Origin of the sequence: Rosistilla oblonga (assembly GCF_007751715.1) — a bacterium.
GTDB classification, from domain to species: Bacteria; Planctomycetota; Planctomycetia; order Pirellulales; family Pirellulaceae; genus Rosistilla; species Rosistilla oblonga.
The window spans coordinates 141,452-163,409 of the sequence record NZ_CP036292.1 but is presented as its reverse complement, the minus strand read 5'-3'; the positions used below and the strand labels follow the sequence as shown (position 1 = coordinate 163,409).

Genomic DNA, 21,958 nt, shown 5'->3' with positions numbered 1-21,958 from the left:
TGCTTTCGCGTTAGCTACACATCGCACACCCTTGCAGCCTCGCGAAGGGAGGCGATTGGGTCATTGCTAGTCGGGATGAACTCTTGCGCGACGTATTGAGAATATCCAGTTTCCAGAATCGCCCGCATGACAGCTGGGTAATTGATCTCTTGATCGTCGTTTAACTCACCCCGGCCCGGAGAGCCAGCGGTGTGATAGTGACCGATAAGTGGATGATACTCCCTAATACGGCGAATGATATCCCCGTTCATGATTTGCACGTGATAGATGTCAAATAACAGCTTGAAGCGCGGTGAATCGAGCTGTTTGACTAGGTCGACGCACAGTTCCACGTCGTCTCCCCAGTATCCCGGATGCCCCTTCATCGGGTGCGTGTCGTCGCGACTGTTCAAATGTTCAAGAACCAGCGTGATATCGTTCGCTTCGGCGTACGGAAGAACACGTTTCCAGAGGTCCAGGCAGTTTTTTGTCGCCTGGCGGTCGTCGATTCCCGTTTTTCGCATCCCAGTAAATGTGATCACGCTGGGAGCACCGAACTTCACGGCGGTATCGATTGCTTCGCGCAGCTTCGCCTCATTCATCGCATGGTTTTCGGGATCCAGCGGTCCATTCTGGAAACCGTGGCTGCCGACCAGCGAGATCTTCAGGCCGAGCTCGGTGACGGCGGGATAGTCGCTTGCGGGAATCCCTTCGATCGCTTCGATGCCGATCGCTTTGCAGTGCTTGGCCAGTTCGATCGACGGTATCGGCTTGAAGCACCACCCCATCACCGATTGGTGAATCCGTCCCTTCGTGATCGCGGGGCTCGAATCGCGAGCGGCCGTTTCCTCGGCAACATCCTCGGCACGGGAAACCGTTTGCCGCGTGGCAACTGCCGCCAGAGCCGCCCCGCCGGCGGCCAAAAGATTACGTCGCGATAGACTCATGTTCGAACTCCGATCTGGATTTATAGAAGGACAGCCCCTCCTACCAGCATCGCTGCGAGTTCGAACGATGGTCGCGATCGGCTGATTGGACGCGTCTCTCGCTGCGAGAAAACGCGCCCAGACAACCGCACTTTCGCGGAGCGAAAGGCGACCAATAGAACGACCTCGGTTGCCAGCCGACGACTACTCGTCGGTGACGCAACCTTCGGAGGCACTCTTTACATTCTTAATGTACTTGTAAAGCGTGCCGCGTGTTGCCTTCAGTGGCGGCGCGACAAATTCCTCGCGTCGCTTGGCCAGTTCTTCGTCGCTGACGTCGATGTTGATCTCCAGCTTTTCCGCGTCGATCGTGATCTTGTCGCCATCGCGAGCCAGAGCGATCGGCCCGCCCTCTTGAGCTTCGGGAGTAACGTGGCCGACGATAAATCCGTGCGACCCGCCCGAGAAGCGTCCATCGGTCATCAACGCCACGTCGGCGCCCAAACCGGCACCCATGATCGCGCTGGTTGGGGTCAGCATCTCCGGCATGCCGGGGCCACCCTTAGGACCTTCATAACGAATGATCACCACGTCACCCTTGACGATCTTCTTTTCTTCCAATGCCGTCAGCATCTCTTCTTCGCTGTCGAAGCAGCGGGCGGTGCCGGTGAACAGCAACCCCTCTTTGCCGGTGATCTTGGCAACAGCTCCTTCGGGCGCCAGGTTGCCGCGCAGGATGCGGATGTGGCCGCTGGCTTTGATCGGTTTATCCAGCGGGCGAATGATCTCTTGACCGGGATCGAGATCGGGAACGTCGGCTAGGTTTTCGCCGAGGGTTTTGCCGGTGACGGTCATGCAGTCGCCGGTGATCACGCCTTCGGCCAACAGATACTTCATCAACGCGGGCGTTCCGCCAACGCTGTGCAGATCCTCTTGAACGAACTTGCCGCTCGGCTTGAGGTCAGCGATATAAGGAACGCGATCGCTGACCGCTTGGAAATCGTCGATCGTCAAATTGATGTCGACAGCGCGAGCCATCGCGATCAGGTGCAACACGGCGTTGGTGCTGCCGCCGACCGCCATGATCACAGCCATCGCGTTTTCGAATGCTTGGCGAGTCATGATGTCGCGTGGCTTGATGTCCCGTTCCAACAGGACGCGGATCGCGGCACCGGCACGGCGGCATTCATCTTTCTTGGCGGGATCTTCGGCGGGGATGCTAGCCGAATAGGGCAACGTCATGCCGAGGGCTTCGATCGCGGTCGCCATCGTGTTGGCTGTGTACATACCGCCGCAAGCACCAGCGCCCGGGATGCTGCACTTGACGATGTTCTGGCGTTCGGATTCATCGATATCGCCCGACAGGTATTGGCCGTAGCACTGGAACGCGTTGACGATATCCAGCTTCTGTCCGTTCCACTTGCCAGCTCGGATCGTACCGCCGTAGACCATGATGCTGGGGCGGTTCAAACGTCCCATCGCGATCAGACATCCGGGCATGTTCTTGTCGCAACCGGGCAGCGCGACCAAGCCGTCATACCACTGGCCACCCATGATCGTTTCGATGCTGTCGGCGATCAGGTCGCGACTCTGCAGCGAAAAGCTCATCCCCTCGGTTCCCATCGAGATCCCGTCGCTGACGCCGACGGTGTTGAACCGCATTCCAACCATGTCGGCGGCGCGGACGCCTTCCTTGACTTCGTTGGCGAGGTCCAACAGATGCATGTTGCAAGTGTTGCCTTCGTACCAGACGCTGCCGATCCCCACCTGCGCCTTGTTCATGTCTTCGGAAGTCATTCCGGTGCCGTAGAGCATCGCTTGCGAAGCGCCTTGGCTCTTGGGTTGAGTGACTCGACTGCTGTACTTATTAAGGGGAGCATTCATGATCGCGGCGGTTCTTCTTCTGTGGGGGTAGTTCCGTAAGGGGCAGAGGGCATGGTGGCGATTTTGGAGATCGGTCGCCAAACCACGACAAACGCAAGGGGCTCGATTATGATCTGTGAGTATCGAATTATGAATGGGTGGGATTGGCAGAGCAATGCTGGGGCTGGTGGCGAGCGACCGCTCGAATCGGCTGCGATCCCGATTCCGTCCCCCCAATTGCGCCCCCAACTCTCTGGAGAACCTCCCGATGCGCCGCCTGTTCGCCTGTTTTTTGCTGCTTTTCCCGATCGTTGCTGTCGCTCAATCGCCAGCCCCCGAATCGGGCTTCACGCCGCTGTTCGATGGCAAATCGCTGCAGGGATGGGAGGGAGACGCGAACTGGTTCCGCGTCGACGACGGTGCGATCGTAGCCGGTTCGGCCAGCGAAACGATCCCGAACAACTTCTTCCTGGCCACGACCGAGCAGTACGAAGATTTTGAGCTGCGGTTGGAAGCCAAGCTGGTTGGGGCGGGGCAAAACGCGGGGGTCCAGTTCCGCACCCGGCGAATCCCCAACCACCACGAGGTTTCGGGCTATCAAGCCGACATGGGGACGGCGGGGGGGAAGCCGATCTGGGGCTCGCTGTACGACGAATCGCGACGCAATAAGATGTTGGCCGTCCCCGATCCGGCAGCGGTTGAGGCGGTACTGAAAACGGACGACTGGAATCGGATCCGCGTCCGCTGCCAGGGGGCTCGCATCCAGATCTGGCTCAACGATTTGCAGACGGTCGACTACACCGAAACCGATCCGCAGATCGAGCGAACGGGGATCATCGCGTTGCAGATCCATGGTGGTAAACCCGCACTCGCCTCCTATCGCAACATCCGCATCCAGCGGTTGAAGTAAGCGACACGCAAACCGCGGGTGATTGCCAGCAGGCCCGAACGCTAGCGAGTGGCGGCTGATACCATCGCTGAAAATCGGTTCTCCCCTTACTTGCAACGTGCCAAAACGGATGCGTTTTGTTGCGTCTGTGCTATCATGCAACGTGCGATCGGCCTCACGTTGCCGACGGCGACGTTCATCGGCTAGCGAATGAGGTGCCGAGATGATAGCAGCCCGCAGTGCTTCTCTTTTCTTGCTCTACACGATCGGATTCACGGCGGCGACAGTTTTTTCGCAGGAAGAGTCGCCGACACCGGAACAGGCCGCAGCGATCGCTACCGCAGCCGAAGGACTCGGTTCTCCCCGCTTCGATGTTCGCGAGCGGTCGATGCGCGAACTGTGGCAGATCGGCTTGCCATCCCGCGAGAAACTGGAACAGCTTGTCGCCGAGGGGGGCTCCGAAGCCCAGATGCGCGCCCGCCGCGTGCTGCGAGATTTTCAATACGGCGTGCTGCCAACGACTCCGCCGCGGCTGCGTCAATTGATCGGCAAGTTTCGCGACGGGCGAGGCAAGCAGCGATTTGAGGCGATGGAGGGATTGCGTGGCGAACGGGCGTTGGCGGTGATCGAAAACCTGATCTCGCTAGAACCGAACGCTCCACTGCGAACCGCCTACCTGATCCAATTGGTGTCCGACCCGGCGATCATCGACGACTATGCGGGCCCACAGCAAATGGTCGACTTGGTCCAGCGTGTCGGCGGCGATCAAGATGCCGGTTGGCAACGCGACACAACGGCAGCGCTCGTCTTTTCTCCGCTGCTGGTTTCCACGCTAGCCAAAGACGACCAGCTCGATCAGCTGGACCAATTTGTCGCCGCACTAAAGCCGGAAGACCGCTCGCGTTATCTGGCGGCGTTCTACACCAATCCGACGAGTCTCCAGATTCTGGTTCAAGCCAGCCGGCATGGCTTTCTGTTGAAGATGCTGCAACACGAAACCGATCCCTCCAGTCGCAACACGTTGGCGCTGCGGCTGTTCTCACAACAACAAGTCACCCAGGGGCTGGCTCAGCGCGGCGGATTGATCGACTCTCTCGGCGAACTGCCAAACCATGTCGACAACGCGACGATGCAAACCTTGCTACAGGTGGTGCTGCGGCAATCGGCGACGATCTCGGCGATCTTAACGCGATCGGGCTTCGATGGTTTATTGAAGCTGTCGCAGCAGATCGAAGATCCCGACGATCGCGTGAGTGCGTTGGCGATGATCGTCGCGAACCGAACGGTGATCGCGCAACTGAAGTCGGAAGACAAGCTGGGGAAAATCGTCGACCTGGCGACCGATCAACCCGACGACGCGCGGCGGTTGGCTTACCTGAAGGCGATCGTCAAAGCGAACATCTTGAACACGTTGGCGGCTGCCGATGCGATGCCGATGGTGAAAGATCTGTGGCGTCGAATCGAAGCGTCGGAGGATCGGGCGCTGCAGCACGATGCGATCCTACGGATGGTGCGAATCCCCAATTTGATGGAGCTGATCAAAGATCGCGCCGCGGCGGAAAGCCTGCTGGAAATGATCGGCACGATGGACAAGAACCTGTTGCCCAACGTGCTGCCTGTCTTGGTCCACAACGTCGATCTGATGCGATTCCTTAGCAACGCTGACCTGATCGATAAATTGGTCGCGATCCACTGCGACGTCCCCGAACCACACCGCACTCGCGTGTTGGGGCAATTGGTGAGCAAGATGGCGACGTGGCAGCGCGATCCGGCAAAGCGAATGACGCTGCTGTGGAAGACCGTCGATCGATTGCCAGCGGAGGCTCGGCCCAGCTATCTGGAGGCACTCGGCCGCTTGCGACTGGAACCGGCGATGGCGCGGCAACTCGTTTCGCGACTGCTGCATGAAACGCCCGACGATCAGCGCGATGCATCGATCGAAGCGGTTCTCCAATCGCGGGCGTTGTCGTCTGTGGTTCGCGAACCACATGATTTGCAAGCCCTCGTCGATCGGTTGCCGATGGTCGACGAAAAAACGCTGGCAACGTTTGCTACGTTGATTTTGACCGATCAACCCTTTCGTCAGGCGATCTTGGATGCGGGACATCTGGCAACGCTGACAGCTCAGTTCTGTCGCCTCGATCCCAAACAGAGCGCCGCGTTGATGTCGCGAATGTTGCAATCGCGCGAAGCCCAATCGGAGATCGCCAAGCCGGAAGGTGTTGCGCAATTGATCGCGATCGGCAAGCAACAGGAACCGAACCACAAGCTGCAAGTGTTCGAAGCGATCGCGGCCAACCAAGCGGCGATGCAGCAGGTGTTGGATTCGGATCAACTAGATCCGTTGCTGGAACTGCTGAATGCTCCACCGACGCAGCAACAGATCAGTGCGGTGTCGCGATTGATGAACAATTCGCATGTGCTCACCCACTTGATTCAACACGACCAGCTGGGACGTTTGCTGGCGATCCCGCAGGAAGACTGGCCGACGGAAGCACTGGATCGGTTTGCACAGCGACTGTTCAGCTCGCTCGTAATCAGCATGCACGAGAAACAAAACAAGTTGGAGAGGATCCCGGAACTTGTGCATTCGGATCTCCCGCCAGCGATCGCCACAGCTTTCGCCAACCAAATACTGTCCGATTACCGTTTAATGCGTGCGGCCATCAAACAGGGTCGGCTGATCGACACGTTTGAGGTCGCCTTGCGAGGCGAAGGACTTAGCGAACCGGCCAGCCGGACTCTGGTCGCCAACACCAATTCGGTAAAGGCGTTCGCCGAGGCGATGCGGTTGCCCGACCTGATCGCTGCGATCACCAAGGAACGTCGGAATCTGCCGATCGACCGGCGGGCGCAGAGTCTCTTCTCATCGACCGCCCTGCTGAACAATCTGCTCGAAACCAACCAGATCGACCTCCTGTACGGCGTCGTCAAATCGCAAACCAACCCGACCGATAAATCGGCGATCCTCAAGAGGATGATGGTGCAGCGGTATTCGATCTCGCGACTGATTCAAAAAGACCAATTTGAACCGCTGTGGGATTTGATCCAAACCGAAGCCAGCGCGGAGATGCAACCTCTTTTAGAAAGTTACCTGCTGGTGACGGCGTACGACCGATCGGTGGCCGATTCGACGCCACCGTGGGACGGCAAACTGCAGACTCTGCACGGCCAGATCGATCAGCTGGCCGACACCCCGATCCGCCGCGAAGCGATCGGTCTGCTGGCCACGGCGCGGCTGAGCGGTTATCCCGAGGAGCACACCGCGCATGCCAAACAGATCGCTCGCTGGATCGATCAACAAACCGACGCCAGTGTCGCGACGCTATGGAGCAACCGGTTGATCGTTGCCATCGATCCATCTGCGATCATCCAGGCGGGCCGGACCGATCTGTTGGCTGACATCATTGCGGACAAAGCGTTGCCACAACGAACCGTGGCAGCACTGACGAAGAAGCCCGAGACGGTTGAGGCGTTACAGCAAGCCAAGTTGTTAAAGCGACTTGTCGAAGCATGCGATCGGTCGCCGCAGCAAGACGCGTTGCGGACGGTGTTGTTGCAGTCCCCCGCGATGACCGAGCGACTGGACCGGGCAACACAGATTCGCCCCTGGTTGAAGGAGTTCTTTTCAATGAAGGGGGATTCGCAGCGAGACGCCGCGCTGCGAAACGTGCTGAAGCAGCAACATCTGCTGGCTCTGGCGATCGAAGAGAATTACTTCGACACACTTACCGATTGGGTCAAGGCGACCGGCCAGTCGCCGTCGATGAGATCGCGCGGCGGCGTCCCCGCAGCGATGTTCGGCTTTCTCGTGCAACCAGTCTGCGTCGCGACGTTGGAACGCCAAAAACGAGGGGCCGAATTGCTTGAAACGCTTGCCGAGGTCGAGACGCCTTATCTGCAGTACCGGCTGCTCAACGACATGGCGCACATCGACGAGGCTGTCGAGTGCATAGCTCGCCATGGCGGATTGCAGATGCTGTTGCCGATCCTCGAAAAACTGTCGTCATCGCAACGCCACATGCTGCTCAGCAGGCTGGTGTTCGGACCGGGGCGGCTGAGCGTCTGGATCGACAACACGCCGCCAGCAACCGTCGAAAAACTTTTCGGCTCGCTTTCAGACCAACTGAAACGATCGTGCCTTCGGCTCGCCAGCCTCCGCCCTGAAGAGCTGCTGCGATCGAAACGCGTCGTGGAGCTTGTGTTCGAGATTTGGGAATCGGCACCGCAAGCCGATCGCCACATGTTTTTGCAGCGGCTCGTTCCCGACCCCAAGGCGCGATGGCACTTGCTGCAGCGTGGTCAATACGAACCGCTGCTTCAGCTGATCGATCAACTGCCCAATCCTGCATCGTATCGACACGAACTAATCTACTCCGATGCCGGCGCGGTCGCTCACAAGATCGCTCATGGCGAATTCGACGAGGCGGAGCGGTTGTTGCAGGAAAACACAGACAGCGAGATTGGAAAGAGCAACTTGGCTGCGTTCTGGTTGCAGCGAGGCGTCTTGTCTGAGCAGATTGCCGAGCACAAGGATTCGCCTCTGCTGCCGTTTCTGTTGCGAGCCAACGGGCAACCCGAAGAAGCGGCCCAGTGGGCCCGGGAGCAAAACAACCTCCCGCTGGCGACTTGGATCGACGCCGGCGCAGGGCGTTGGGACCGCGCCGCCGACCAGCAAAAACAGATCCTCGACGAGCTGATCGAGACGGAAAACGACGACGACATGCTGAGGTTGAGCGTGCTGTGCGGTTTGGCCAGCTACCAACGTCAAGCGAAACGTGATGCCGACACCGACGAGACGCTAGACCGCGCGGAGCGGTTGGCGGACAAGATCGCAACTCCCGCAGCACAGATCGCGCTAATGAATTGTCTGTTGGTCAACGATCGGATCGATCGCGCGTTGGAGATCGCCAAGACGCATGCGCCGCAAACGCACTTCGAACTGCTGCGGGCTCGAGGCGATTACGACGCCGCACTACAAGCTGTCGCTTGGAAGTCGGACGATCCGGCCGCATGGGTTGCCGAGCGGTTGAATGTCGACATGCAGCAAACGATCCCATTGGACGCGGTTCAGATCGTTGCAAAGGTCGGTTGGATCTTGGATCAGCGGGAAGCGGCCGAGCAAGCCCATACTCTTTACGCGGCGTTGTCGGAACAGATTCACTCGCAGCAGAAAGATCCGCGCCGCAGCAATCTCCTGCACCAGAAGGAACTGTTTCGTATCCTGCGGGACAGCGGGCGAATGCCGCTAGCGGTTGCACCATTGCTCGACGAACTGAAGCTAATCGGCCGCCCCACCGGAATGAATATCATCGGGCACATGGGACAACGCATCACGCCCTCTCGACGTGTGCTGGAGCGGATGGGCTACCTGAACACACCGCGGATTCTCCAGCCAGCGATCGGCGATCTCGTCACCGAATTCGATGGTTGGTGGAGTCACTTCGCAGGGAAGTCGCCCGGCGATTCCGACGACCAATTGATGCAGCGAGTGAAGAACGTCGATGCAATGCTCGCTGGCGAAGGAACTGTTGAGATCGATGGTCAAACGACGTCGCCGGAAGAATACCTAGCAGCGGAGCTGAAGGAATTGGAGAAGACGCCGCTGACGGCGGAGCAGTTGTCCGCTTTTGTTGGGGCGATGCTGCGGTTCGATCAGACGCAGCAGGCGTTCGATTTGATGCAGCAGCAACGCGAAACCGAGTTGCCCGCGGCGCAGGCCGGGATCATCTACCGGCGGCTGGGCAAGTGGGCTGAAGCGGCCGAAGCGTTTCAACAGGCTTGGGAGAACGACGTCCTGCAGCTCGAATTCCGCTATCTTGCTGCCGACGCGCTCGCTCGCAGCGGCGATCGCGAGGCGGGAGCCAAACAGATGCAAACCGCATCGATGATGGCTGTCAACTTTCGCATCCGCAACGCGCTCACGCATCGCTTGCGCGAACTGGGAGCTCAACCGTTGGCAGCCAAAGAGGCTCGATTGTTGCAGGCGGTTTCGCCGATCGGCAGCTTCACGTGGTACAAGTCCTGCCAACGGCGAGCCGATCTGGAAACCGATCCCGCCACGGTCGCGGATCTACAGCAGACGACGATGCTGCAATTCGCTGGCGGTTGGACCAAAGAGATCCCGCTCTCCGATCTAGCATCGCTGCACCGAATCCATCGAATGCGAGCCGCCGCGGCGATCGAAGCCGACGATTTTGAGAAAGCTCAGCAGCACATCGACCGGATGTTAAACCTGAACCGCATCGATCCGCAAAACGGCGAACAGTTGATCCCAGCGCTGCGAGCCGCCGGCCGCGACAAACAAGCCGACGCGCTGCAGGGCAAGTTGATCGTGACGTCACGTTAATTTGACACAGTGGTTTTGCATTGAGTGGCGAAGCCATGGAATGCGCAAGCCTGGGACGCAAGTCCCAGGAATCGCAGGCAACGAAGGCGCCAGTCGCGAAGCGACGACATGAGCTTGCACCCGCATGCCGTCGCTTCGCGACTGGCGGTGTGGTTTGGTTGCTTGGTCCTGGGGCCCTGGGACTTGCGTCCCAGGCTATTACATGCCGTCGCTTCGCGACTGGGGCGGCATGGATAGGGACGGCCAATTTGCATTGAGTGGCGAAGCCATGGAATGCGCAAGCCTGGGACGCAAGTCCCAGGAATCGCAGGCAACGAGGGCGCCAGTCGCGAAGCGACGACATGAGCTTGCACCCGCATGCCGTCGCTTCGCGACTGGCGGTGTGGTTTGGACGCTTGGTCCTGGGCCCTGGGACTTGCGTCCCAGGCTTTTGCATGACGTCGCTTCGCGACTCGGGCGGCATGGTTTGGTCGCTTGGTCCTGGGGTCCTGGGACTTGCGTCCCAGGCTATTGCATGCCGTCGCTTCGCGACTGGAGAAGAGGCGTATCGACTGCGGGCGAAGCGTATCGAAGCTATTAACGGCTCGATCGGCTGTTGTTTTGCGAGCGGGCGTTGCGCTCGGCCATCATCTCGGCGCGGCGTTTGGCGTAGGCTTGTCGTTTCGCCTCGGCAGCTTCTTTGCGTTGCACGAACTGCATCACACGCGACGCGTTGACCAGGTACATCTCGGGATCGTCGATCACGACCGGGGTCGACCAGGTGCGGCCATCGTTCACGTTGCAGAAGTTGAAGAAGAACGATGAAACGCGTTCGGCGTTAAAGCCGTAAGGCGTTTGGCTGGTCAGCAGATCTTGTGGCGTCAGTGGATCGACGCCGGGGCTGGCGTAGTAGTGGATGCGGCCGTCGGGAGTGACGCTGATTCCAAACGTCCACCAACCGAACTGCTCCATCTCGGCAACGCGGAAGTCGCGGCCGCGGTTGTCGCCGCGAACTGCCAGATAAGCCGAACCGGCGGGGCCGCGTTGGTCGGCGGTGTGGCGATAGTGAACCCAGATTCCAGGCCAATACGGTTCGGGGCCCATCTCGGTTCCAAAGGCCAGAAAGCCTTCACGCTCCTGTTCGGCGGTGGTCGAACATCCCAAACGGAATCCGAAGTGCGGCCCGTTTCGCTTTTCCCAACGATCGGCTTCGGGGAAATAGATCCGCACCATGCAGTTGGGCGATTCCGAAGGTCGGAAACTGGTTCCCAATCGCGAGGGACAACTGACGATCAAATCATCCTGTTCGACGGTCCGGGTGTTTTGCCCGGGGATGCCGCTGTGCAACGTCGAAACCCACAGCGCGTTCTTGCTGTGCGGCAGACCGCCGGCCGGAGTCGGGATGATCTGCATGTGATCGGGCTGGCCGCGCTCGGGCCCTTCAATAAAGCGGCGGTTCTTCGAATAACCCGACGGCCCGTTGCGGCGCTCGTTGTTTTCGTGCGAACCCTTGGGCATGTTGTGGACAAATTCCCAACCCGGTTCCTCGAAATCGTCGCCAACGTAATCGATCTTCGTTCCGGTGCCCGGCACCACTTGTGCAAACACTGGGGCAGCCATCAGCATCGACATCAGCAAAAGTTGAGGGCAAACGAGAACTTTCATCAAGACATTCTCTCAGGCGAGGAAGGCAGGAGCGCGAGCAACGATCGACATCGGTTCTATCGGTAATCGATGCGGTCAACCTTACCCTTCGGCTGGGTTGTTTGATGAAAACGCCGAAACCAACCGCCGCAGCGACTGCTAGCGTCCAGAGACTGGGGGAAGTAGCGAATTGCGGCCGATTGTCTTCAGTCGTCTTCCCTAAAGAGCTTCGCTGGCAAACGACGCTCGGCCAGTCGAACCACTGCTAGTGCTTCATCCACATTTGAATTCAGGGTAGTGGACGAGGTCACGAGCTGTTGATTACCCACAAGTCGCCGCAAAAACAGCTCGTTTTGGCACGGTATTTGCGCTTGTAGTATTTCATTTTGCACAATGAAATCTTAAGGTGAAAGCATGCAACCGACCAGTATCGCATACGAATTTCAAGATATTCAACTTGGAGACAAACGTCTCAACGATCGAGCCGAAGCGTTGCTCGCCTCGCTGGCGGCCAACCCTTCGGCCAGTATCAACGAAGCTTGCAGTGGCTGGGACGAAACCAAAGCCGCCTACCGTCTATTCGATAACCCCAACGTCGATCCAGAAGCCATTCTCGGGGCTCACGCTGAAAAGACACTCCAACGAATCAAAGCCCAAGACACCGTTTGCATCGCACAAGATACCACCGAACTGGACTACACCGCGCATCCGCCCGAAGGCGTCCGCAATCTCGATCGCTTAGGCCGCCGTGGACTTTACGATCATTCCCACATCGCCTTCACGCCGGAGAAACTTTGTCTCGGGGTGGTCGGTGTTAAGTTCTACGATCGCGACAAAGAATCGCTCGGCACCAGCAAGAAGCGAGAAGGCCAACCCCTACACACCGGCGAAGGGCAACGATGGCTCGATGGTTATCGCAAGGCCTGCGAGATCGCCGGAAAATGTCCTGAAACTCAGATCGTTTCGCTGGCCGATCGCGAAGGAGACATCTACGACATTTTCGTCGAAGCCGATCAGCATGAAACACCGGCTCAGTTCGTCATTCGCTCGCAGCGAAAACGCTCGTTGCCGGAGAAAGACCCCGATGGCGGGCCTGCGGCTTATAAGAAAATGCGTGCCGAAATCGCATCCGCCCAGCCGGTCGCTTACCGCGAAGTCCAGCTTCCCCAAACGCCCAAGCGAACCAAAGGATCAGGAAACAAACAACACCCCGGCCGTGAAGCACGCACTGCGAAGTTAGAAATTCGAGCGAAGCGGATGACTCTTCGTGCGCCACACAACAAGCAGTCTTCGATGCCGCCGGTCGAGATCAGTGTCGTTTGGGTGCGCGAGATCGATGGCCCAGGCGACGGAACCGAAGTCGACTGGCTGTTACTGAGTTCTCTGCCGGTCGACACGATTGCCCAGACGCTGCGGATTGTGGATTTGTATGTGGCTCGTTGGCCAATCGAAGTATTCTTTCGAGTTTTCAAAACTGGCTGCCGGGTCGAAGAGATTCAACTCGAAGCGAGAGACCGACTGATCCGCGCGTTGATGTTTTACAAAGTGATCGCATGGCGGATCATGTTTGTGACCTTCTTAGGCCGCGAGTGTCCAGAGCTTCCCTGTGATGTCGTCTTCAGCGAAGCGGAATGGAAGTCGGTCTGGAAAGTGGTGGAAAAGACGGCTCCCCCAAAGCAAGCTCCTGAGCTGTCACAATTCATCCCGGTCCTTGCGACCCTTGGCGGCTACAATCACCGCCAAGGCGACGGTCCGCCGGGAGCCGAAGTAATCTGGCGAGGCACGCGGCGAATGCTCGACTTCGCCCTCTGCTGGCAAGCCTTCGGACCAGACCAATGACTTGTGGGTAATCGACAGGAGGTCACGAGGTCCTTTTGAATTCAGGGTTAGTGGACGAGTTCACGAGTCCTTTCGCGCCAGAGATCATGGGGACTCGTGAATGGGGACTCGTGACCTCGTCCACTACCGTCAGTCCTAAAATGAAAGTTTGACAACCCCCTAATCTTCGCTTTCGGGCGTCAGTTGGGCGTGGGAGAGTCGGAAGCGGCGTTCGATGCTGTCGACAAAGAAGTTGACAGTTGCCGTCCGCTTGCCTCCCGAACCCGACAGACTCTGGATCCGGCCGCTGCCGTATTCGGGATGGCTGACGATCATCCCTACCGTATAGATCTCGGGATCGATCGTGTTGGCCATCTGCTGTTCGAGCATTTGGGCGGCGGTCGTGACCGACGCGATCGGAGCGGTTCGCGGGGTGGAGGTGGTTTCGGGCGTCCGTTCTTCGGGCGGCAATTGATTCAGATCGTCGTCGTGATCAGCGTGCATATCCCATGCCTCGGGATATTCGACGTCGACATCGAAATCGTTGTCGTCGCCGTATTGCGTCGGTTGATGGGCGTCGATCACCTGCATCTCTTCACGAGGCAGTTCCAGCAGGAATGGGCTGGCCGCGGCGGGACGCATGCTACCGCGGGCCGATCGCAGCTTGGCCATGCTCAACTGCAGCGTCTGTTCAGCTCGCGTGATCCCCACGAACAGCAACCGCCGCTCCTCTTCAAACTGCATCGGATCATCGTGGCTGCGATGGTGCGGCAGCACTTGATCCTCGACGCCGATGATATAGACGCAAGGGAATTCGAGCCCCTTGGCGGCGTGCAGCGTCATCAGCGTCACGCGATCGCTCGATTCTTCCCACGCATCGGTATCGGAGATCAACGCCACCTGCTCCAGGAAGGTTTCCAGCGATCCATCGTCGGGATGCTGGCGATCGAATTCGACGGCGGCGGAAACCAATTCGTCGACGTTCGCAAGCGCGTCGTTATCCTCTCCTTCGACTGTCGAAAACCGCAGGTAATCGCTGTACTGCGTTTGCTCCAACACGAACCGCAACAGATCCTCGAGGCTGGACGAAGCCTTCCGGCTGAGCGCGTCGATGATTCCGACAAAACGTTTCAACAGCCCACGGGTTCGCGGTTTGATCGATTCGATTTCATCGCAGCGGCAGATCGCTTCGAACAGCGGAATCCGGTGCCGAGCGGCGAACAACATCACTCGGTCCATCGTCGTCTTGCCGATCCCGCGAGCCGGCGTGTTGACGATCCGCGACAGCGCAGCGTCGTTGGCTGGGTTGTTGATCAGTTGCAGATAGGAGAGCAGATCCTTGATCTCTTTCCGCTGATAGAACTCGACGCCCCGAACGATCGTGTAGGGGACGACGCGGGAGCGGAGCGAATGTTCCAACGAACGGGTCAGATAATTCATCCGGCACAGGATCGCAAAGTCCTTCGGACTGCGGCCGTGATTCTGGATCTGTTCGACGATCTGATCGGCGATGTCGTCCGCTTCCTGATAACCGTTGGCGTAGATCCGCAACCGCACCGCCGCTCCTTCGGGATTGTGCGTGTACAACCCCTTGTGCTTGCGGCGGGTGTTGTTGGTGATCAATTGATCGGCCACCCGCAGAATGTTGGGCGTGCTGCGGTAGTTCTGTTCCAGCCGAACGGTCTTGACTTGCGGGTAATCGTTTTCAAAGTCGAGGATGTTGTTCAGATTCGCTCCACGCCAACCGTAGATCGACTGGTCGGGATCGCCCGTCACCGCCAGATTCTGGTGGACGACCGACAGCGAACGGACGATCGCATATTGCGCTAGGTTGGTGTCCTGATATTCGTCGACCATGATGTAGCGGAACCGCGAATCCAAGGCTTCGCGCAATTCGGGGTTCTCGCGCAACATCCGGGCGACGTGCAGCAGCATGCAATCGAAATCGACGGCGTTGGCGACCAACAGCAACTGTTGGTAATAAGGATAAACCTTGGCGGCGAGCATTTTACCCGCCGGCAAATTCGCCCCTTCCATCGACTCGGGCGTCAGCAATTGATTTTTGAAGTGGCTGATCGCGTTGGCGATCTGATCGGGCGACGTGTGACTCAGCGAGATCCCCGAGACCTCGATCGCCCGCTTCATCGTCGCCTTGGCGTCGGCCATGTCGTAGATCGAATAGTTCTCTTGCAGCCCGACCAGCGACGAATATTGTCGCAGCATGCGAGCGCAAAAGCGGTGAAACGTACTCATCCAAACCGGTTCGCCGGGAGCGAGTTGTTGGACGCGGGCCAACATCTCCTCCGCCGCTTTGTTGGTGAACGTCAACGCCAGGATCTGCGACGCGGGGACTCCTTCCCGCAACAGATGCGCGATCCGATGAGTGACCACGCGGGTCTTGCCGCTGCCGGGGCCAGCGAGCATCAACATCGGACCATCCATGTGCGTGACCGCGGCTCGCTGCGGGTCGGTCAAGTTGTCGAGAATTAAGTCCATCAAACGCCTTCTTATCTGCTATCGATTTGGCATCGCGAGCGGGCTTGGTGCGGTTGGCCCGGTGGTGATTTCAGGTTAAAGCAAAAATGGGATCGCGACGACCCCGAGCCGATGTTTGCGACGGTTGCGGCCGATCGCGACGCGTTGCTGCCAGCAAAACCGTGGGCTAGTGAGGAAAGCCCAATCGCGTGAGCTTTCGGACATCGAGGGTTGGTGGCACAATAGACGCTTCGGCCATCGAGAAACGGCACCCGATCTCCGGGCACTGGGGACGCATTGGTTGCCGTTGGGATCGCATTGAACACACAGGGAACGAGCTTTGAGCAAGGCAAAGAACGTCTTGGGCACACCGCTGCAAACTTGCAGCGTCGACCCGATGACCGGATTTTATCGCACCGGTTGCTGCGATACGGGGCGCGAGGATGTGGGGCTGCACATCGTCTGCACGCAGGTCACTGCCGAGTTTCTGGAGTTCAGCAAATCGGTCGGCAACGATCTCAGCACGCCGGTTGCCGAATACGGTTTCCCCGGTCTGAAGCCGGGAAATCGTTGGTGTTTGTGCGCGTTGCGATGGAAAGAAGCGTGGCAGGCCGGGATGGCTCCGCCGGTCGTTCTGGACGCCACCCATATCTCGACGCTAGAATTTATCGACTTGGAAGTTCTGCAGGCGCACGCAGCCGACGGTTGAAGCTGCGGGGTGGCGATCGCGTATTGACGCTAAATCCCTCCCCTTCCTATACTTCGGGGCGAATCCCCCCGAGCGACGAACGCAGTCCAGGTGTGTCGCCGACAACAAATCAAATCCACCGGATCGGAAGAACTGATGAAGAGCGAAGAGCGGCACCAATTGCAGCAAAACGAACTTGCGGATGCTTTAGGAAGCGGTATCCAAAGCATCACGCCCTATCTTCGTGCGATCGTGATCGGCGTGATCGGGTTGATCGTGATCGTGTTCGCGTACAACTTTGTAAGCATGCGCAAGCAAGCTCACGACGCAACGGCGAGCCTCGACTTCTTGCTAGCAACCAGCAACGAAGACCCCGAATCGTTCAAGCGAGTCAGCCAAGACTTCGCCGACACGATGCCTGGCCAGTGGGCTCAAATCGCTCAAGCCGATCACAATCTGGGCGCGGGGATCGAGTCGATGTTTGTCGACCGCGATGAAGCGACCGGATTTTTGGAAGCTGCCACCGAAAACTACAAGAGCGTACTCGCGACGGCCAAAGACCCGTTGTTGAAGACGCGAGCCAACCTGGGGCTGGCCAAAGCCTACGAAGCTCAAGGCGACCTGGATCAAGCGATCGCGACTTACGAGATCGTCGCGGACAACACCAGCTCCGAAGCTTTGGCCGAACAAGCCAAAGAACGAATCCGCCTGCTGGGAACCGACGACGTTCGCGATTTCTACACATGGTTCCGCGAAAACCAACCCGTCTCCATGGCCTCGATCGCTCCCGGATTGCCTGGCCTGGAAGACCTGCCCGACGGCCCCGCCGAAGGTTTGCCACCGGCAGAGACTCCCGATTTGAAGGATGTCGAAGTCAGCGACGCTCCCGAAGCGGAAGCTAAAGAAGAGGCGGCAGCAGCTCCAAAGGAAGAGGCTGCCGAAGCGAAAGACGCAGCTGCCGAAGAGCCAGCGAAGACCGAATAGTCTGCGATTCGCAATCGAAATCAAATCGAGCCCCGGGAAGCAAGTTGGTCCCCGGGGCTTTTTTCGTGCGATGGTCGTTTGTTTTCCGCCCCCGCGGCGCCGCACACGCCACTTCACCCTCCCCAAAACGCAGTTTAGGGGAGGGTCGAACCAGCGAAGCGAGGTTCGGGGAGGGGCGTCCGCCGGCGCCAAGCGATCGTGCTCGATCCAGCCGCAAAACCCTCCCCGGAAAACTCGCTAAACGCTTGTTTTCCGACCCTCCCTGCTTCGCTGGGCGGGTGCATGTAGCCGTCACTTCACCCTCCCCAAAACGCAGTTTAGGGGAGGGTCGAACCAGCGAAGCGAGGTTCGGGGAGGGGCGTCCGACGGCGCCAAGCGATCGTGCTCGATCCAGCCGGGCTGCCACAGTCGCGAAAGCGACGGCATGCGATAGCCTGGGACGCAAGTCCCAGGAAATTGGTGCGCAGCGGAGCATCTCAGTCGCGAAAGCGACGGCATGGCGACGCGGTTGATTGGGCTATCGCATGTCGTCGCTTCGCGACTGTCGGTCATTGGGGGGGCGCAATTCGGCCTCCCTGGGACTTGCGTCCCTGGCTGTTGCATACCGTGGCTTCGCCACTACGAAATTCCGGCCCTGCTGGCTTCGCCGGGCGGTGTTGGTCGGTTCGCAATCGTGGCTTTTCGCCGCCGATCTGCGGCAGCCCCATTGCCGGGGCGGCGAGGTCCCGGAAAATCGAGATGCGTTACAATGACGCTCCGAGGGCCGCCAGACCGCTGGCTCCTTCCCCCAATTCGACAGCAACCTCCATCAAAAGCCTGCTTTGAACGATCACTCCACCGACGAAGAACCTGTCGACGAAGAACTCCTGGACGAAGCGACTTCGGACGATCAGGAATCCGCTGCCGAGACGACTTATCGATCGATCCATGTCCCCGAGAGCGCTCAGGGGGAGCGGATCGACATGTATCTGACTCAGGTCTTGGATGGGGTCAGCCGCAATCAGATGCGAATGCTAGTGCACGAGGGGGGAGCTCAGGTCGATGGCCGGACGGTCCGCCCCAGCTTTCGGCTGCGGCCCAACCAACAGATCCGCTTTCGCATGCCCGAGCCTCCCGAAGATGGCACGATTCCGGAACCGATGTCGCTTGATATCGTCTTTGAAGACGACGGGATGGTCGTCGTGAACAAGCCGCCGGGGATGGTCGTCCATCCCGCCAGGGGCCATTGGTCGGGGACGTTGACGAGCGGGCTGGCTTACCATTTCCAATCGCTCTCGGACATCGGTGGCCCGACGCGGCCGGGGATCGTCCATCGACTGGACCGCGACACCAGCGGAGTGATCGTGGTCGCCAAGACGAATGCGGTCCACATGAACTTGGCCGCTCAGTTCGCCGATCGGACGGTCAAGAAGCAATACGTCGCCGTCGCGTGCGGAGTGCTCAGCCGCGACCGCGATCAGATCGATCGCCCGATCGGACGCCATCCGTACCAACGCGAGAAGATGGCGATCCGCGCCAATCATGCGACCAGCAAAGAAGCGACCACCTTTTATGAAGTGATTGAACGGTTTCGTGGCTTCACTTATGTGCGGCTGTTTCCCAAGACCGGGCGGACGCATCAATTGCGAGTTCACTTGGATCACCTGCGGCATCCGATCCTTTGCGACAAACTTTATGGTGGTCGATCGCGGATCACCGCCGACGATCTGGCGGGCAATTATCATCCGCAACCCTCGGCACAACGGGAGACGATCGAGCCGTTGTTAACGCGGCAAGCACTGCACGCGCAGCGGCTGGAATTGGATCATCCGCAGAGCGGCAAACGGATGGTCTTCGAAGCTCCCGTCCCCGACGATATCGAAGCGGTTTTGAAGTGCTTGCGCTCGTTAAACCCTAGCGAAAACCGAGCATGAGCGAATTTCTCAGGAAAGTCGAAAACCAACCTTGACCCATGTCGGCGGTTGCCTCTATTCTCCCGCCATGGCAGTGATGGTTAGCCAACACGGCCAAGCGATTGAGCGGTCCAGCACACTGGGACATTTGTCCTGCGGACACGATAATTGCTCTTTCTTCAAGGATGAAGATTGATTAATAATCGGCTCGTCGCGAAGACAACGTTGGTGATTGAAAGGCAAGGATGCCTGCCGATTGCTAACGCAAAGAACCACCGGCTCCCGGATCCATAGCGCGCTGTCCTCCGCCCCCCTGGGACTCGTACTATCCGGGAGCTTTTTTTATGCGCCGACCGAAACGGTCGGCAACTTTGTAGTGCCGCGAGCGATCGATTAAGAGGGATCCAATGTGTGGAATTTTGGGCATCCTCGATCGCAGCGGCGCCGCCCCGACGCTGACCGATCCGCAAGTGATCGCGATCCGCGATCGGATGGCCGCACGCGGCCCCGATGATGCCACGCTGCTGCGTCGCGATAATCTGATCCTCGCCCACCGCCGGTTGGCGATTCGCGATCCCGATGCCGGTCGGCAACCATGGGTTTCCGAAGACGGATCGTGTGCGTTGGTCTACAACGGCGAGATCTACAACGACGACGTACTGCGACACACATTGCGATCCCACGGGTTTCGATTCCGCACGCAGTGCGATACCGAAGTTCTGATGGCCGCTTGGCTGCACTGGGGTGAAAAGTGTGTTGAACATCTGCGTGGCATGTTCGCCTTTGGCGTCTACGACTTTCAAAAACGTCAGCTGTTCATCGCGCGGGATCGCTTCGGCGTCAAACCGCTCTTCTACGCTGAACTTGGGCAACAGTTTGTCTTCGCCAGTTCGATCGCCGCGATCACCGCCCATCCCAACTTCCGCCCCCAACCGAATCTATCGACGATCCGTCATTACTTGAGCACGTTTCGGATCACGTTGGATACCGAAACCGTCTTCGCGGGTATCCAGGCCGTCCGTCCGGCGGAGACGTTGACGCTGGCAGACGACAAACTGACATCCTCGATCTATTGGACTCCTCCGCCGCGCGAGACGACGGGGCTGGCGTTCGACGACGCTGTCGATCGGTTCGAGGAAACGATCAGCGAAGCAGTTTCGATCCGGCTGCGCAGCGACGTCCCCGTCGGGATGATGCTCTCGGGTGGGGTCGATTCGAATCTGCTGGCGGCGCTGCTGCATCGCAACGAAGGTGTTTCGATGACCGCGCGGTGCGGCGGTGGGATCGATCCGGAACTGGACTCGGCGGGGAATGATTTTGAGTATGCGCGGCGCTGTGCCCAGCACGTCGGCTTCGATTTCGATCAGGTCACGGTTTCGGCGACCGATTACCATCGGACCTGGATGGAATTGATCGCGGCTTACGAGACGCCGATCTCGACGCCAACCGACGCGATCATCTATCGCGTCGCCCAACAGTTGAAGCAACAGGTCGGCGTGGCGCTCGGCGGCGAAGGGGCCGACGAAGCTTGTTGCGGATACTTGATTCCACATTGGTCGGGGAACGATTTTGATCTCTCGCGAGCGCTCGATTCGCTAGCACCCGCGGCGGCGCAGACGGCTCGCGACAGCTTGATGCAGCAATACGGCACGGCCACGTTTGCTTCGGCGGGAGACCATTACTTGGCTGCCAACGGATTGATCTCGGCAGCCACGCAGGCTTCGCTGTTTCATGACGCCACCTGGCCCGCGGCGTTTGCCGACGGCAGCGTCGAGCGTTTTTACGATCGCCAGTTCCGCCAGCTGGGCGATCTGTCGGGAGTGGAAAAAACGGCGCATCTGTTGTTACGCGTCAACCTGGAATGTTTGCTGTCGCGACTCGATAGCGCGACGATGACGGCTGGGTTGGAATCGCGGGTCCCGTACACCGACCATCACTTCGTCGAACAGATGTTTCGTCAACCGTTTGGCTACTGCATCGATGTTGCACCGGGCGAAACGCTGCAGCATCGCACCGCGAGCGCCTTGGCCGCGGACGGGTCGCTGCGCGGCAAGCGACTGTTGCGCGCAGTGGCCGGAAATCGGATGCCGGCCGAACTGGCGCAGCGACCTAAAGCAAGCTTCCCGACACCGGTCCCTCACTGGTTGGGCGGACAATGGCAGCCATGGTTGCAGGAGCTGTATCGAACGAGTCCGTTCGCGCAACAACTGTTCCGCCGCGATGCGCTCGACGAGCTGTGTCGTCTGCCTAACCATCTGGCCAGCTGGCACTGGCCGATTGCCAACACGATCCTCTGGGGCGATCGTTGGTTCTAAAACGAGGTGCTGCAGCCCTCGTATGCCTTTGCCTGCCGCCCCCGCGGCGAGAGTTTAGGCAAACTGTAACGCCACGCGTTTGTGATCGCAGTGCTTTTGGGGTGGTTTGGTTGCTCGGGTTCGTCCGGTTCTGACGATTGGATCGATTGTCTATCCA

11 protein-coding genes are annotated in these 21,958 nt (G+C 58.9%); 7 read left to right on the top strand and 4 right to left on the bottom strand.

All coding sequences use genetic code 11. The annotated features are described in order from the left end of the window. Nucleotides 1-14 precede the first annotated feature (14 nt). Nucleotides 15-926, bottom strand: a complete 912-nt coding sequence (locus CA51_RS00560; RefSeq protein ID WP_231745911.1) for a TIM barrel protein — start codon at nt 924-926, stop codon at nt 15-17. A gap of 183 nt (nt 927-1,109) precedes the next feature. Beyond that, on the bottom strand, nt 1,110-2,789 hold the full coding sequence (gene ilvD, locus CA51_RS00555) for a dihydroxy-acid dehydratase (protein WP_145117210.1): 1,680 nt from the start codon (nt 2,787-2,789) through the stop codon (nt 1,110-1,112). A 247-nt stretch (nt 2,790-3,036) separates the two neighbouring features. Between ilvD and CA51_RS00550 the strand changes: the two genes are divergently transcribed. Next, nucleotides 3,037-3,678, top strand: coding sequence for a 3-keto-disaccharide hydrolase (locus CA51_RS00550; protein ID WP_145117209.1), 642 nt, complete (start codon nt 3,037-3,039; stop codon nt 3,676-3,678). A 202-nt stretch (nt 3,679-3,880) separates the two neighbouring features. After that, nucleotides 3,881-10,006 (top strand): hypothetical protein, encoded by a 6,126-nt coding sequence (locus tag CA51_RS00545; protein ID WP_145117208.1) that lies wholly within the window; start codon nt 3,881-3,883, stop codon nt 10,004-10,006. Nucleotides 10,007-10,582: 576 nt separating this feature from the next. Here the strand turns inward: CA51_RS00545 and CA51_RS00540 are convergent. Next, a complete protein-coding gene (locus CA51_RS00540; RefSeq protein ID WP_145117207.1) occupies nt 10,583-11,650 on the bottom strand; it encodes a hypothetical protein in 1,068 nt (355 codons plus the stop codon). A gap of 393 nt (nt 11,651-12,043) precedes the next feature. Here CA51_RS00540 and CA51_RS00535 point away from each other — a divergent pair, with 393 nt between their 5' ends. Then, on the top strand, nt 12,044-13,468 hold the full coding sequence (locus tag CA51_RS00535) for an IS4 family transposase (RefSeq protein WP_145117206.1): 1,425 nt from the start codon (nt 12,044-12,046) through the stop codon (nt 13,466-13,468). A 159-nt stretch (nt 13,469-13,627) separates the two neighbouring features. Here the strand turns inward: CA51_RS00535 and CA51_RS00530 are convergent, their stop codons facing one another. Then, entirely contained in the window at nt 13,628-15,943 is a 2,316-nt protein-coding gene (locus CA51_RS00530) for an ATP-dependent helicase (RefSeq protein WP_145117205.1), read from the bottom strand. A 319-nt stretch (nt 15,944-16,262) separates the two neighbouring features. Between CA51_RS00530 and CA51_RS00525 the strand changes: the two genes are divergently transcribed. From CA51_RS00525 to asnB, 4 genes are all read left to right on the top strand, one after another. Further along, nucleotides 16,263-16,631, top strand: a complete 369-nt coding sequence (locus CA51_RS00525) for a DUF2237 family protein (RefSeq protein WP_145117204.1) — start codon at nt 16,263-16,265, stop codon at nt 16,629-16,631. Between the two features lie 135 nt (nt 16,632-16,766). Then, on the top strand, nt 16,767-17,594 hold the full coding sequence (locus CA51_RS00520; protein ID WP_145117203.1) for a tetratricopeptide repeat protein: 828 nt from the start codon (nt 16,767-16,769) through the stop codon (nt 17,592-17,594). Between the two features lie 821 nt (nt 17,595-18,415). Beyond that, complete coding sequence (locus CA51_RS00515) at nt 18,416-19,507, top strand: RluA family pseudouridine synthase (RefSeq protein ID WP_145117202.1); 1,092 nt, start codon at nt 18,416-18,418, stop codon at nt 19,505-19,507. Between the two features lie 386 nt (nt 19,508-19,893). Then, entirely contained in the window at nt 19,894-21,801 is a 1,908-nt protein-coding gene (asnB, locus tag CA51_RS00510; RefSeq protein WP_145117201.1) for an asparagine synthase (glutamine-hydrolyzing), read from the top strand. The last annotated feature ends 157 nt before the right edge of the window (nt 21,802-21,958 follow it).